Raw genomic sequence first — 13,540 nt, 5'->3', positions numbered from 1 at the left:
CCGGCGGCCCGGGCGGACCCCGGCGGGAGTGCGGCCGGTCAGGCCGGGGCGACGATCACCGCGCGGGCGCGTTCGGTCAGGTCGCGGACCCGGCGCTCGCCCTGGAAGGGCTCCAGTCGGCGCAGCATCTCCACCACGTACTCGCGGCTGCGCTGGGAGGAGATCCGCCCGGCCACGTCGACGGCGCGCTCGCCGGCCGCGACCGCCGCGTCCAGGTTTCCCGCCTCGGCCTCGGCCATCGCGGAGACCACCAGCCGCAGGCCGTGCGAGCGCACGAACCCCTCGGTGGGGCGGGCCAGCGCCTCCCGGGTGAACTGGCGGACCTTGGCGGGCACACCGAGGTCGCGGAAGCACTCGGCGGCGTCGGCGGCGAGCCGGTCGTAGGCGTAGAAGTCGATCCACGACGGATCGGGATCCCCGGCGCGCGCCCGTTCGAGCGCGTTCTCGGCCGCCCCGAGCGCCGTCGCGCACGCGGCCGCGTTCCGGGCCTTGGCCTGGGCCCGGGCCTCGACCAGGTGGAAGAAGCTCATCGTCCGGGCGGTGGCCAGACCCCGGTTGCGCTCCAGCGCGGCCTGGGCGAGGTCCACGGCCTCCTCGGCGAAGCCCCGGTAGCCGGCCTGCAGGCTCATCGAGGCCAGCACGTACCCGCCGAGCGGGACGTCCGCGGCGGCCCGGGCGAGCCGCAGGGCCTGGATGTAGTAGCGCTGGGCGGCCTCGTGCTGGCCGGTGTCGAAGGCCATCCACCCGGCCAGCCGGGTGAGTTCGGCCGTCGCGCCGAACAGGGCCCGGCCCACCGCGTCGCTGTAGGAGGCGAGCAGCAGTGGTGCCGCCTCGACCCGCAGGCACTCCGGCACCATCGACGAACGCCAGTCCCCGCCACCGTACTTGGAGTCCCAGCGGCGGGCCTCCTGGGCGGCCTCGCGGAGTTTGGCGGCGTCCGAGTGGCCGACCCGGTACGAGCCCGACTCGGCCGGGGCGCGCGGAAGTTCGCGCGCCACCGAGCCGTCGGCGGGGTTGATCAGCCAGCGCGAGACCGGGGTCGCGTACGCGGCGACCGAGAAGGTGCCGGCCAGGCTGTCGCTCCAGCGGCCGCCGCCGGGGCCGCGGCGCAGATCGAGGTCGACCCGCCAGAGGTCGGTGGCGGACCGGACCGCGTCGGGGACCTCGCGCGGGAAGGCCAGGCCGAGTTCGGGCGCCGGGTCGGTGTCGCCGAGGCCGATCTCCTCCAGTGGCACGGGCCGGCCGAGCTTGCCCCCGATCGCGGTGGCGATCAGGTGCGGTACGGGGCCCTGCGGCACCATGCCCTTGCTGACCCAGCGGGCCACCGAGGTCTTGTCGTAGCGGAGCGTCAACCCGCGCTGGGCGCCGAGGTCGTTGACCCGGCGGGCCAGACCCGCGTTGCTGATCTGCGCCAGGGTCAGGAGCGTGCCGAGCCGTTCGTTCGGTCCTCGTGGGCTGACGGTCATGGTGGCGGCGGCACCTCCTGCGGCCTTGTGCGCGGGGCCCGGGCGGCACCGGGCCGAAGCTGCTGCACCTAGAGTAGTCGGACGCGTTCCGAGGGTTAAGAGGCCGCATTCCGGATGGCGGGATCGCGCGCCCGGCGCCGGGCGGCGAGCGGGTCGCGAAGTTGGTCGGGACCACCGGGATCCGGCCGCCCGGTGGTCTCCCGGCGGTCTCCCGGCGGTGCGCCGGAGCGCCGTGCTCCGGTCCCGTGTCGATGTGCGCCCGGCCGTGCCCCCTGGCCCGACCGGCTGGTCGGCGATTCGCTGGTGGTCGTGGGTCGGCCCGCCGTCGAGGACCCGGCGGGCCGGGGGATGCCGCCGCCTTCATCCCCGCGGGCGGCGGCTACGTCCGGGAGGGCATGCGGATGCCCTCCCGGGCCGAGCGACGCCTTTCGGCCATCTCGCGATGGCCATGACAGGGCGACTCGCGGAGCGGTCCGGGCCGGGGAGGGGAAGGCCCGGGCCGCTCCGGTGGAGAATCTCGTCCGGGTGTTCGAAACCCCGGAACGTCACCAACCGGACCACGCCCTACGGCAACGGCCCCGCCCGCGCACCGGAAACGACAACTCCGGTCACCGGACGCACAACCGGTGGCACCATGTCCTCTGACGGCGCGCCGGACGGGGGCAGCGGACCCGGACGCGCCGAGCGGTGCAGATCCTCGTCCGGTGGAGGCGCGATGCGGTGGCTGACGGGCTGGTGCACGGGCGCGCCCCGGCCGGGCGCACCGGCGCACGAGCCGCCCGGCGCCGTGGCCCCGATCGCCGCGCGACCCCTGTGGACCGGTCCCGACCCGCTCTGGGCGGTCGGCGACTGGCGGCCGGAGGAGATCCGTCTGGCCACCCTGCGGCCCGGGGCCGCCGCCGTGGTCACCACCGGACCCACCGCGCCCGACCCCTACGAGGCCGACCCCGCCACCGTCCGGCTCGCCGTGCTCGGCCACTGCGGCGCCACCGACGCCGAACTCGCCGCCGGCCTGGCCGGCGCCCGCGGCGGCGCCGTCCGCCACCTCACCCGCTGGCCCGGCAGCTACACCGTGGTGCTCCGCAGCGGCACCCGCTCCACCGTGCTGCTCACCGACCTGGCCGGCGCCCGGCCGGTCTTCCACACCCCGTGGGGCGACGGCACCGCGTACGCCACGGCGGCCCTGCCGCTCGCCGACCTGGTCGGGGCACCGCTGGACACCGGCCACCTGGCCGCCCGGCTCGCCTGCCCCGAGGCACCCGAGGCGCTCGGTACCGGCACCCCCTTCCTCGGGGTGCGGCGGGTGCCGCCCGGGCACGCGCTCGCGGTCCGCGGCGGGCGGCCGTACCTCTCGGGGTACGACGGGCCGGGCGTCGAGGGGGTGCCGGGGCGCGGCGAGGCGGCGGCCGTCCGGGAGCTGACCCGGGCGCTGCTGGAGTCGGTCCGGTTCCGGGTCCGCGCCAGTCCGGCCGGTCCGCCCCCGCTGCCGGCCGGTCCGTCCGCGCGGGCCAGGCTCGGCGTCGACCTCTCCTACGGGACGGCCTCCGCCACCGTGGCGCTGCTCGCCGCCGCGGTCCCGCCCGCCGCCGGACCCGTGCTGCCGACCGGTCCGACCGGACCGGCGGCGCCGTACCCGGCCGGACCGTACCGGGCGGCCGTCCCGGCCCGGACCGGGGCGGTGAAGGGCTCCTGGGCCCGCACCGCCGCCCGGCCGCGCGCCGCGTCCGAACCCGTCGCCGCCGTCACCTTCGGCGAGGCCGACGGGACCGGGACGGCCCCCGCCGCCCCGGCGCTCCTCCCGGACGTCCCGCGACTGCGCCGCACCGTGCTCGCCCCCGGCCCCGACACCCTCCCGTACGCGGACCTGCGCGCCGATCCGACCGCCGGGCCGCTCACCGACGAACCCGGGCCGGAACTGGTCACCGCGGCCCGGGTCGAGGCCCGGTTCGGGGCGGGCGGCACCGACCACCTCACCGGCTACGGCGCCCGGCAGGTCCTGGACGGGCACCCGGCCCGGCTGGCCGACCTGGTCCGGGTCGGCCGCTCCCGCGAACTCCTCTCCCCGGTGGCCGCGCTGGCGGGCGCCGACCGGGCGGCCGCCGGTGTCCTGACCGGCGCGCTGCGGACCCCGCTCACCGTGCTGCGGGCCGCCCACCGGCTGGCCCGGATCCGCTACCCGGAGGCGCTCGACGACGCCGCGGTGCGGCTGACCCTCCGCCGGACGTCCGACGGCGTCGGCACGGCCGGAGCGCGCTCGGCGGACGACCTCGCCTGGGTGGTCCCGGGTCCCGCCGCCCGCTGGCTGTCCGACGAGGCGCTCTCCGCGGTCGCGCTGCGGCTGCGCCTGGCGGCGCGCGAACCGGAGCCCGTGGACCATCCCGGCGCGCACCGGGCCCGGCACGCCCTGCACCGGCACGCGCGCGGCTTCCGCACGCTGGTGCACGCCACCGAACAGCCGGGCCAGCGCCTGCACGCGCCCTTCCTCGACAACCAGGTGATCCGTGCGGCCCGGCTGCTCCCGGACGAGGTCCGGCTCCAGCCGGGCGCCCGGCACGCGCTGCTGCACGCCGTCCTGACCGGTGCCGGCCGCACCGACCTGCCGCCCGGCTGGGGCCGCGGCCCGCGCCCCGACCGGGCCGGGACCACCCGGGCCGGCCTGCGCCTGGCCGCCGACGGCCTGGCCGAGCTCTTCGACGCGCCGCTGCTCGCCGAGGCCGGGCTGATCGACCTCCCCGCCGTCCGGGCCGCCCTCGACCGCGCCGCCGACCCGGCGACCCCGCTCCCGCCCGCCGCCCTGGCGGGCCTGGCCGACCTGGTCGCCACCGAACTCTGGCTCCGCCGGGTCCGGGCCCGCCGCCACGGCGCGTGCTGGACCGGCCTCCCGCACCCCGCCCACCCGGCGCTCTCCCCGCCCCGCCTCTCCTGACCGCGTCACGCCTGACCGCGTCGCTCCCGACCCCGGGCGCCCGACCGTCCCCGCGTGCCCGTCCGGCCCCGCTCCCGGCGCTCCCGCGACTCCCGGCGCGGCTCGGGCGCGGGGCGGCACCGGGCGGCGATCATGGCGAGCGTTCCGTCCCCTTCCCCCGCCCGGAGGCCGTGGTGACCAGTGCCGGTCCCGACCCGTCCGTCCCCGTCGTGCTCTCGGTGCTCGGGCGGCTCCCGACCGACCGCCCGCCCGGCGTGCTCGCCGCCTGCGACGGCTCGGACGGCTCGCTCTGGGCCCTGGACCGGGCGATGACCGAGGCCGAGGCCCACGACCTGCCGCTGTACGTGCTCGCCGTCGTCAATCCGGCGCCCACCGGTTACCCGCCGGGGATGGCCGAACTGGTCCAGGAGAGCGTGGAGACCCTGGTCGAGTCGATGGCGGACGGACTGCGCCGCGCGGTGGGCGCCGTCCAGCGCGCCCGCGCCCGCCCCTGCACCGCCGAGATGTCCCTCCACGTGGTGCTCGGCAATGTGATCGAGGTCCTGCTCGCGTCCTCGGCCCGGCAGCACACGGTGGTGGCCGGCACCCGGGGCAACGGCGGCTTCGCCCGGCTCCTGCTGGGCTCGGTCAGCGGGGCCCTGGTCCACCACGCGGCCTGTCCGGTGCTGGTCGTCCCGGCCCCTCCGGAGGGCTGAGCGCGCGCCGGGAATGTCCCGAGATGGTTCATCGTTCACCCATCTCGGACCCCATCCCCACCCCCCCTGGAGCCTCCGTCATGAAGGTCGAGATCTACTCCGACATCGCCTGCCCCTGGTGCTACATCGGCAAGCGCCGCTTCGAGGAGGCGCTCGACGGCTTCGCGGGCAAGGAGAACGTCGAGGTGGTCTACCGGCCGTACCAGCTGGTTCCGGACGCCCCGGCCACGGCGAGTCCGCACCGGGAGTGGCTGGCCGAGCGCTACGGCCCGCAGTCCGTGGCGATGGACGCCCGGGTCGCCGAGCTGGGCCGGGCCGAGGGCATCGACTACGACTTCGACGCCGCCCTGCACGCCAACACCTTCCTCGGCCACCGGCTGCTGCACCTCGCCGAGACCGAGTACGGCGCGGCCGCCCAGGGCCGGCTCAAGGAGGCGCTGCTCAAGGCGCACTTCAGCGACGGCGTGGACGTCGGCGACCGCACCGCGCTCACCGAGGTCGCCGTCGGCGCCGGCCTGGACCGCGACCGGGTGACGGCCTACCTCGCCGGCGAGGAGGGCACCGCCGAGGTGCGCGCGCAGCTGGCCGAGGCCCGCGAGATCGGCATCAGCGCGGTGCCGACCTTCGTCTTCGAGGGCAAGTGGGCCGTCCAGGGCGGCCAGGAGGCCGAGACCTTCCGCCAGGTGCTGGAGCAGGTCGCCACCGAGCTCGGCGAGCGCCGGCCGGCCCCGGTGCAGGTCGCTCCGGCCGGCGAGGGGTGCGCGGACGGCTCCTGCGCCGTCTGACCGCACGGCCGCTCCGGCCGTTGCGCCCGCCGCGACCGCGGTCGCGCGCGGCCGGACGGAGCACCGCTCCCGAGGCCCGCTTCAGACACACCTGAAGCGGGCCTCGGCCCAGTCGGCCATGTTCAGCGCCGACCAGATGCCGTTCGCCGGCACCACCACCAGCCGGATCGAGGTCTGCCCGCCGAGCGGCACGTGCACCGGCACCGCCGAGTCGCCCGCCCGCAGGGTGCGTGAGCTCCACAGGGTCCGCCCGTCGCCGCCCTGCACCGAGAAGACCACCCCACCGGCGGTGAGGGCCAGGTCGTCCATCCCGGCCACCGCGTCGAAGGACGCGCAGCTCCGGTTGAGGTCGATCAGGGTGGTCCCGGGCGCGTGCACGCTGATGCCGTGCCGGTGCTCGGTCCCGGCGACCGAGACGCGGTCCCGTTGCCAGAACCAGTCGCTGCCCTGTTCCCGGATGCTCGGCCGGGGCGGCGGCACCCGGTTGGGGTGGGTTCCGACCACCGGCAGGTCGTCGGCCCAGAAGTCGGTCGGCGCGGGCGGGGTCGGGACGGCCGTCGGCGACGGGGCCGGCGGGGTCGGCGTCACGGTGGGCGTCGGCACCACCACCTCGGGCACCGTCGGCAGCGGCACCTCGGGTGTCGGCACCGCCGGCGGGGTCGGCAACGGCACGGCCGGGACGGTCGCGGGCGGCGTCGGCGTGGGCTTCGGCGGCGCGGGCGTCGGCGAGGGGGCCGCCGTGGTCGACGGCGGGCTGCTCGGCGGCGCCGGTACCGGCCTGGGCGCGGCGGCGGGCGGCGGCGGAGGGGACGGCGCCGGCGTCGGCCGCTCCACCGGAACCGGGGCCGGGCTCTCCGGTGCGGGCGGCGGGGCCGGTTCCGGCGCGGGGGGCTCGGGTTCGACGGCCGGCGGTGCGGGGGCGGCCGGTGCGGAGACCGTGGGAGCGGCCAGCGGAGGCTTGGGCTCGGGCGCGCCGGTGAGCGCGTACGCGGCGACGGCCGCCGCCGCGACCGCGACGGCGGCGGCGATCCCGGCCTTCGCGGCGGTGCCCAGGCCCTCACCGGCGGCGCTCGTGGCGCCCCCGCCCCCGCCGGAGGCCCCGGCTCCCGCACCGCCCGCGGCCCCGGCCCCGCCCGTCGTTCCGGCCGCCGCGCCACCGGTCGTCGTTCCGGCCGTGCCCGCGGCGGCGCCTCCCGCCGTGGCGGCGGCGGTCCCGGCGGCCGCGCCGCCCACCGCCGCCACTCCGCCGACGGCCGCCGCGGCGGCACCGAAGCCGCCCACGCCGATCCAGACCAGCACCCCGCCGGGCAGCAGGGCGCGCAGCCCGTGGTTGATCTCGGACAGTTCCAGGCACGCGGCCGTGCACCGGTCGCACTCCTTGAGGTGCCGGCCGACCTCCGCCGAGGCGCGCTTGCGCAGCGAGCCCCGCGCGTACGCGCCGAGCCGGTTGGCGTACGCCTCGCAGTCCCGGTCCTGGCTGCCCGAGACATGGGCCTGCAGGAAGCCGGCGGCGAGCCGGTCGCGCGCCCGGTGGGCCTGGACGGCGGTCGCGTTCGCGGTCTTGCCGAGCATCACCGCGACGGTCTTGGGGGACTCCCGTTCGACCTCGGTGTGCCAGAGCACCACCCGGTCGTCCTCGGGGAGTTCGGCGTACGCCTGCATCACCATGCGCTGGTCGGCCAGCGCCATCGCCCAGGCGTCGGCGCCCGGGTCGGCCAGGTCGAGGTCGACCACGGCGGCCGAGGTCTGCGCGAACACGCTGAAGTCGTCGACGAGTTGTTCGCGCCGCTCGCTGCGGGTCCAGGCCGCCGCGACGTTCCGGACCGCGGTCAGCAGATAGGCGCGGACGGCGAACTCCGGACCCTTGCCGGCCCGCAGCGCCTGCAGGGTACGGGCGAACACCTCGCCCGCCAGGTCCTCGGCGGTGAAGCTGTCCCGGCAGCAGGTCCGGGCGTAGCGGCGCACCGAGTCCACGTGCCGGCGGTAGATCTCCTCGTACGCGGTGTCGTCGCCGGCCCGGACGAGCGCGGTCAACTCCGCGTCGGAAGGCGGCCGTTCGCCGTCGACGGGATCGGCCGGCGCCGGCACGGTGGGTCGCGCCGGCGCCCCGACGCCGACGAAGGCTTCGGGGGTGACACCGCCGCGCCCGGCGCCGGCCTGCCCGGGGACCCGGCCCTGGGGGAGCGCCGCGGCGGAGGCGGAAAGGGTCTCGCGGCCCGGCATCCCGGCCTGGTCCGGCACCTGGCCCGTCGGCACCGGACCGGGGGGAGCCCCCGACCCGCCGCCGGGTGCCCCCGGGCCGGCTGCCGGACCGTCAGGACCGCGGTCGGAACCGCCCCCGGCGGACCGCCCGAAGTCGAGGCCGTAGCCGTAGTCGTTCTGTTCCTCGGCGCTCACAACGGACCCCAGACTCCACGACAGCCCCCGTAGTGTGGCAGGGCGCGCGGGAGTGCGTGGGCGCACGATTCCCCGCCGCACGGCGCCGAGGGCGCGCGAACGGCGCGCATCGGGACATTGGCTCCAACCACGGGCAAAGGATGGCATAGCGCAGAGTTGGGCGGTAGCCGGAGCGGCCGTGACCCACTCTTCCGTGGGGCCGTCGCGGATGTGTTCGCCCCGCGCGCGGCGCCCCCGGCGCCGACGCCCGCCCCGGGCGAACGGCCCGGGGCCGTCCGCCCCGCTCACCAACCTCCCCGCCCGCGCCGGACGGTGGGCCCGGTGCGGTCCGGCTCAGCGGGCCCGCAGGCCGTCGAGCAGGATCTGGAGCAGCCGGTCGGAGGGCCCTTCGGCGGATTGTCCGTCCGCCTGCGGGGCACCCGTCGGCTGCGCGGCGTCCCCGGGAGCGGCGGGTGCCGCACCGGGCGCCGTGCCCGTCGCACCCGCCGTGACCGGACCGGCCGGCGGCCCGCCGCGCCAGGCGTGCACCGGTACCGACGCCGTCAGCACCAGCACCACGTCCGCCACGGTCACCCCGGGCCGCAGCTCGCCGGCCGCACCCGCGCGGGCCACCAGGGCCGCGAGCAGTTGCAGCAGCAGCCGCGGATCGGCGTCCGCCACCAGCGCCGCCATCTCGCCCTCGGCCACCGCCCCGACCCCGGTCGTGACGGGCCTTCCGTCCGCCTCGCCGGGCACCGGGCCCGGCACCGGACCGCCGAGCGGACCGGGCTCCGAACCGTACGCCGCGCCGGGCAGGCCGGTCGCCGTCGGCTCGTACCGCGCCGACCCGAACGCGCTGCCCGACCCGAACGGGTCCGGCGAACGCTGCTCGGGCACCCGCCCCAGTTCCTCGGCGTACCGGAACGCCTCCGGCGGCAGCAGCCGCCCGGCCCCGGTGGACACCGCCCGCGCCAGGTAGCCGGCCAGCGCCTCCCAGGCGCCCGCGCCGCCGTACAGCGATTCGCGGGCCTGGGCGGTCAGCCAGGCGACCTCCTCGGCCGCGATCCGCTGGACCAGCACCTCCTTGCTCGGGAAGCGCCGGTACACCGTGCCCACGCCGACCCCGGCCCGCCGCGCCACCTCCTCCATCGGCGCGCCGTAGCCGAACTCGCCGAACACCTCGCGGGCCGCGCGCAGCACGCTCTCGAGGTTCCGCCGCGCGTCGACCCGCAGCCGGGCGCCCGGGGACTGCCCGCCGCCCTGTGTCGTCTCACCGCCCCGGTACGGGACGGCCGCGTACGCCGCCCCCGGGGGACCGGCGGCCTCGGCGGGGCCGCGTTGCTCCGGCACCACGCCCTGGCCGGGGTGTGCCGCACCCGATCGCCCCAACAGTCGCTCCTGTTCCATCATCCCAACTCTCCCCCGCAGGCGTCCGGTTCCGGACCCTGTCGTCGCCCGCCCCTGCACCCCCCGGTGCAGCTACGCCTGAAAGAAATGACCGATGACCCATCGCTCGTGCCGTTGGTGCCGCCCGGGTGCCGCCCGGCCGCGGGTGCGGTCGCACGCTGGTCCACCCGGGCCCCGTTCCGGAGGGCGCCGCCGGGCCGATCGATGCGATCGGGCCGGCGCGTCGGCGCCTGTTCGGGGCCCCGTCCGGGAACTACCTTTCCCCGGATCACGGTCCCGCAGTCGGGTTCTCCCGCCAACACTAGAACTGGCCGTAATGACCGATCCACGGTGCGTCGCCACCAGTTGACATGGCAGTGGCCGCGCCGCCACACAATCCGACCATAGTTCACCGCCGTCCGAGGCCGAAAGTGCGTCAGAAACTCACCCCGGCAGTACTTCTGTCCCCGTCCGGCCCCAGCCGCCCCATCCGCCCCGGCACGGACTGTGGACAAGAGGGCTCCGGCGGTCCTTTATTGGGGGGCGTGATGGGGGCATGCCCGGTCGAAGGCGGGCCACGGAGCCCATCGACAGGAGGTGCGCCATCAGGATCCTGATCGTCGGCGGGGGATGCGCGGGCATGTCGACCGCGCTGCACCTCCAGCGCGGCCTGCGCGAGCGGCTCCGCCGCGGCGAGGTCCAACTGACCCTGGTCGAGCCGCAGCCGTACCTCACCTACCATCCCCTGCTCGCCGAGGTCGCGGCCGGAACCATCGACCCCCGCCACGTGGTCGTCCCGCTCCGCCGCGAACTCACCGAGTGCAAGGTGCTCACCGCCCGGATCACCCGGATCGAGCACGCCTCCCGCCGGGCCTGGGCCGACGCGGCCGGCCGGGACGAACCGCCGGCGCCGGTCGAACTCGACTACGACGTCCTGGTGCTCGCGCCCGGATCGGTCTCCCGCACCGCCCCGGTGCCCGGGCTGGCCGAGCACGGCCGGGGCTTCTCCACCGTCGGCGACGCCGTCGGCCTGCGCAACCACGTCCTGGAGCAGCTCGACCTCGCCGCCACCACCCGTGACCCGGCGCTCCGCCAGGCCGCGCTCACCTTCGTCTTCGTCGGCGCCGGCTACGCGGGGGTCGGCGCGCTGGCCGAACTGGAGGACATGGCCAGGTACGCGGTCCGGGGCCACCAGCACACCACCCCCGACGACCTGCGCTGGGTCCTGGTCGAGGCCACCGACCGGATCCTCACCGAGGAGTCGCCCGAACTCGCCGCGCACACCCTGGGCCAGCTGCGCGAGCGCAATGTGGACGTCCGGCTGCGCACCACCCTGGAGTCGGCCGCCGGCGGGGTCGTGGCGCTCTCGGACGGCAGCCGGTTCGCGGCCCGCACCCTGGTCTGGACGGCCGGGGTCCGTCCGCATCCGCTGCTGCGCGACACCGACCTCCCGCTGGACACCACCGGCCGGGTCCGCTGCCTGTCCACCCTCCAGGTGCTCGGGCCGGACGGTCGCGCGCTGCCCGGGGCGTGGGCCGCCGGGGACGGCGCGGCGGTGCCCGATCCGCACGCGGACGGGGCACCGTGCGCGCCGAACGCCCAGCACGCCTTCGCCCAGGCGGAGCTGCTGGCCGCCAATGTGCTCGTCGCGCTGGAGGGCGGCCCGCACGCGTCGGGCATCGCCGAGTACCTGCCGGGCGCGCCGGCCTGTTCCACCTCGCTGGGCCTGGGCCGCGCGGTCGCCCACACCCGGCGCGGCGGGCGGCTCACCGGCCGGCGGGCCTGGTGGCTGCACCGGGCCCGCCATCTGCGCCGGCTCCCGAGTGGCGAACGCCGGGTCCGGATCCTCATGGACTGGGCGCTGACCGGGCTGTTCTCCCGGGAGGTCGTCCCGCTCGGCCGACCGGAGCTGCCGGACCGGCCGGAGCCGGCCGACGAGCGGCCGGTGTGAGCCGGGCCGTCGGGTCCCGGCGCCGCCGCCCGCCCGGAGCGCCGGGACGGCCGCGAGGCCGACCCGACGACCGCGCCGGGCGCGGGCGACTTCCGGAATCGGGCCTCCGCCTGACAGGATCTGCCCGACCGAGTCATTACCCCGTGTGCTGACGAGTGCACAAAAAGTGATGATATGCCTGGAACCCGAGGAAGCGGCCGTCGTTTGAACCTCATGCGCTGGAGCGCCCGGCTCACCGGAGTCCCGTGGCGTGCCACCCCGCCGTCCGGGGCCGGCACCGACCGCGGCACGCCGTCCGCCGACGCCGTCGTGGTGCCCGGCCCCCGCGACCCCACCAGCCCCACCGGCCCGGTCGACCTTCCGGACGTCCTCGACCCCACCGGCGTGCTCGACCCCCACCGGCCCCAGGACCTGCGCGAGGTCCTCAACCGCATCCCCGCCCCCGTCGCCGTCACCTACGGGCCGCTGCACCAGCTCGGCTACGCCAACCGCGCCTACCGCGAACTCTTCGGCGAACGCCCCACCGGCCTGCCCGCCTGCGACGCCCTGCCGGAGCTCGGCACCCTCGGCGTGCTGCCCCTCATGGACCAGGTGATCCGCGGCGGCAGCCCGCGCAGCGTCAAGGCCCGCTGCATCCTCGGCCTCACCGGCAACCGCTACTACAACGTGTCCTGCGTACCGCTCACCCGCGAGTCCGGCGACACCGCCCCGCCGACGGCCGGATCCACCCCCACGAGTGCCCCCGGCCCGGGCCCCACCGCCGCCGACACCACTCCCACGGGTGACGACCCCACCTCCGGCGTCCTCATCTTCGCCGCCGAGGTCACCGACCAGGTCCTCGCCGCCGCCCGGCTGCGGGAGTCCGAACGCCGCCAGCGCGAGGCCGCCGTCACCCTCCAGCGCAGCCTCCTCCCGCAGAAGCTCGACCAGCCGGCCGACCTCCGGGTCGCCGCCACCTACCAACCAGGTGGCGCCGAGGCAGCCGTCGGCGGCGACTGGTACGACGTCATCGCCATCGACGGCGGCCGCACCGCACTCGTGATCGGCGACGTCATGGGCCGCGGCCTCAGGGCCGCCGCCGTCATGGGACAGCTGCGCACCGCCGTCCGCGCCTACGCCCGCCTCGACCTCCCGCCGCACAAGGTGATGAGCCTGCTCGACGGCCTCGCCATGGAGATCGACGCCAACCAGATCGCCACCTGCACCTACGCCGTCTGGGACCCGCAGCGCCGCACCCTCGGCTACGCCTCCGCCGGTCACCTCCCGATGCTGCTGCGCTGCCCCGACGGCACCGTCCTGCGCAGCGAGGAGCAGAACGGCCCGCCTCTGGGCACCGGCGGCGGCGTCCACCTCTCCCACACCCTCCGCCTGCTGCCCGGCACCACCGGCGTCCTCTATACCGACGGCCTGGTCGAACGCCGGGACGAGGACATCGACCAGGGCCTCGACCTGCTCGCCCGCACGCTCGCCGGCGCGGTCGGCGCCCCGGACGTGGTCTGCGCCCGGCTGCTCCGCGCCATGGGCGTCACCTCGGAACACGACGACGACGTCGCGGTCCTCGCCTTCCAGCTGCCCGCGGAGGAGGAGTCCCCCGAACAGTCGGCGGCACTTGACGCGGTCTCCCAAGAGGTCTAGTGTTCTTCGAGCTGCCTGGCTGGGAGCACCGGACACGCATCGGCGCGGACGGTCCCGGGGCAGCCAATCCTCTGAAACACCACCTTTTCCCGGTACGGGCCGAGGCGTGTCGTTATTTCTTTCGATACGTTCCGACTCAGGGTCTATTCGGTGTGCCTGTTTTCAAGGATTGCGGCCGGATTCGCTTTTCGGGGCGGGGATCGGCTAGAGTTTGAAACGTCGGATGGGGCGTCAAGCCGCAGAAGACACCAGCGAGTTGGACGAAGGAAGCGCCGGGAACGGCACGGAAAACATCTGATAAGCTGGGAACACGAAAGAAC

General features: G+C 76.8%; 7 protein-coding genes and 1 pseudogene. 5 read left to right on the top strand and 3 right to left on the bottom strand.

The features are described 5' to 3' along the window. Positions 1-38: 38 nt before the first annotated feature. Positions 39-1,466 carry an MFS transporter gene (locus tag ACIQ9P_RS27460; RefSeq protein WP_402361543.1) on the bottom strand — a complete coding sequence of 476 codons (1,428 nt, stop codon included), beginning with the start codon at positions 1,464-1,466 and terminating at the stop codon, positions 39-41. Between the two features lie 715 nt (positions 1,467-2,181). On the opposite strand from ACIQ9P_RS27460, the gene ACIQ9P_RS27455 reads away from it, so the two are divergent. The 3 genes from ACIQ9P_RS27455 to ACIQ9P_RS27445 all read left to right on the top strand — a co-directional run bounded on the left by ACIQ9P_RS27455 (position 2,182) and on the right by ACIQ9P_RS27445 (position 5,872). Further along, a complete protein-coding gene (locus ACIQ9P_RS27455) occupies positions 2,182-4,392 on the top strand; it encodes an asparagine synthase-related protein (protein ID WP_402361540.1) in 2,211 nt (736 codons plus the stop codon). A gap of 173 nt (positions 4,393-4,565) precedes the next feature. Further along, a complete protein-coding gene (locus ACIQ9P_RS27450; RefSeq protein ID WP_402361537.1) occupies positions 4,566-5,087 on the top strand; it encodes a universal stress protein in 522 nt (173 codons plus the stop codon). Between the two features lie 80 nt (positions 5,088-5,167). Next, complete coding sequence (locus tag ACIQ9P_RS27445; protein WP_402361534.1) at positions 5,168-5,872, top strand: DsbA family oxidoreductase; 705 nt, start codon at positions 5,168-5,170, stop codon at positions 5,870-5,872. Positions 5,873-5,953: 81 nt separating this feature from the next. On the opposite strand, the gene ACIQ9P_RS27440 is transcribed toward ACIQ9P_RS27445, so the two are convergent. Continuing rightward, the gene (locus ACIQ9P_RS27440; protein ID WP_402361531.1) at positions 5,954-8,269 is read right to left on the bottom strand and encodes a sigma-70 family RNA polymerase sigma factor; all 2,316 of its coding nucleotides are present in this window, start codon (positions 8,267-8,269) and stop codon (positions 5,954-5,956) included. 333 nt (positions 8,270-8,602) lie between these two features. Then, positions 8,603-9,637 (bottom strand): TetR/AcrR family transcriptional regulator, encoded by a 1,035-nt coding sequence (locus ACIQ9P_RS27435; RefSeq protein WP_402361528.1) that lies wholly within the window; start codon positions 9,635-9,637, stop codon positions 8,603-8,605. A gap of 637 nt (positions 9,638-10,274) precedes the next feature. Between ACIQ9P_RS27435 and ACIQ9P_RS27430 the strand changes: the two genes are divergently transcribed. Then, the gene (locus ACIQ9P_RS27430; RefSeq protein ID WP_402361526.1) at positions 10,275-11,585 is read left to right on the top strand and encodes an NAD(P)/FAD-dependent oxidoreductase; all 1,311 of its coding nucleotides are present in this window, start codon (positions 10,275-10,277) and stop codon (positions 11,583-11,585) included. A gap of 204 nt (positions 11,586-11,789) precedes the next feature. Continuing rightward, positions 11,790-13,199 (top strand): annotated as a pseudogene (locus ACIQ9P_RS27425) (SpoIIE family protein phosphatase); the annotation flags it as partial. Between the last annotated feature and the right edge of the window lie 341 nt (positions 13,200-13,540).

Origin of the sequence: Kitasatospora sp. NPDC094019 (genome assembly GCF_044764505.1) — a bacterium.
Taxonomy (GTDB): Bacteria; Actinomycetota; Actinomycetes; order Streptomycetales; family Streptomycetaceae; genus Kitasatospora.
The sequence above is the reverse complement of the archived record's forward strand: the minus strand, read 5'-3'. Positions and strand labels throughout refer to the sequence as shown.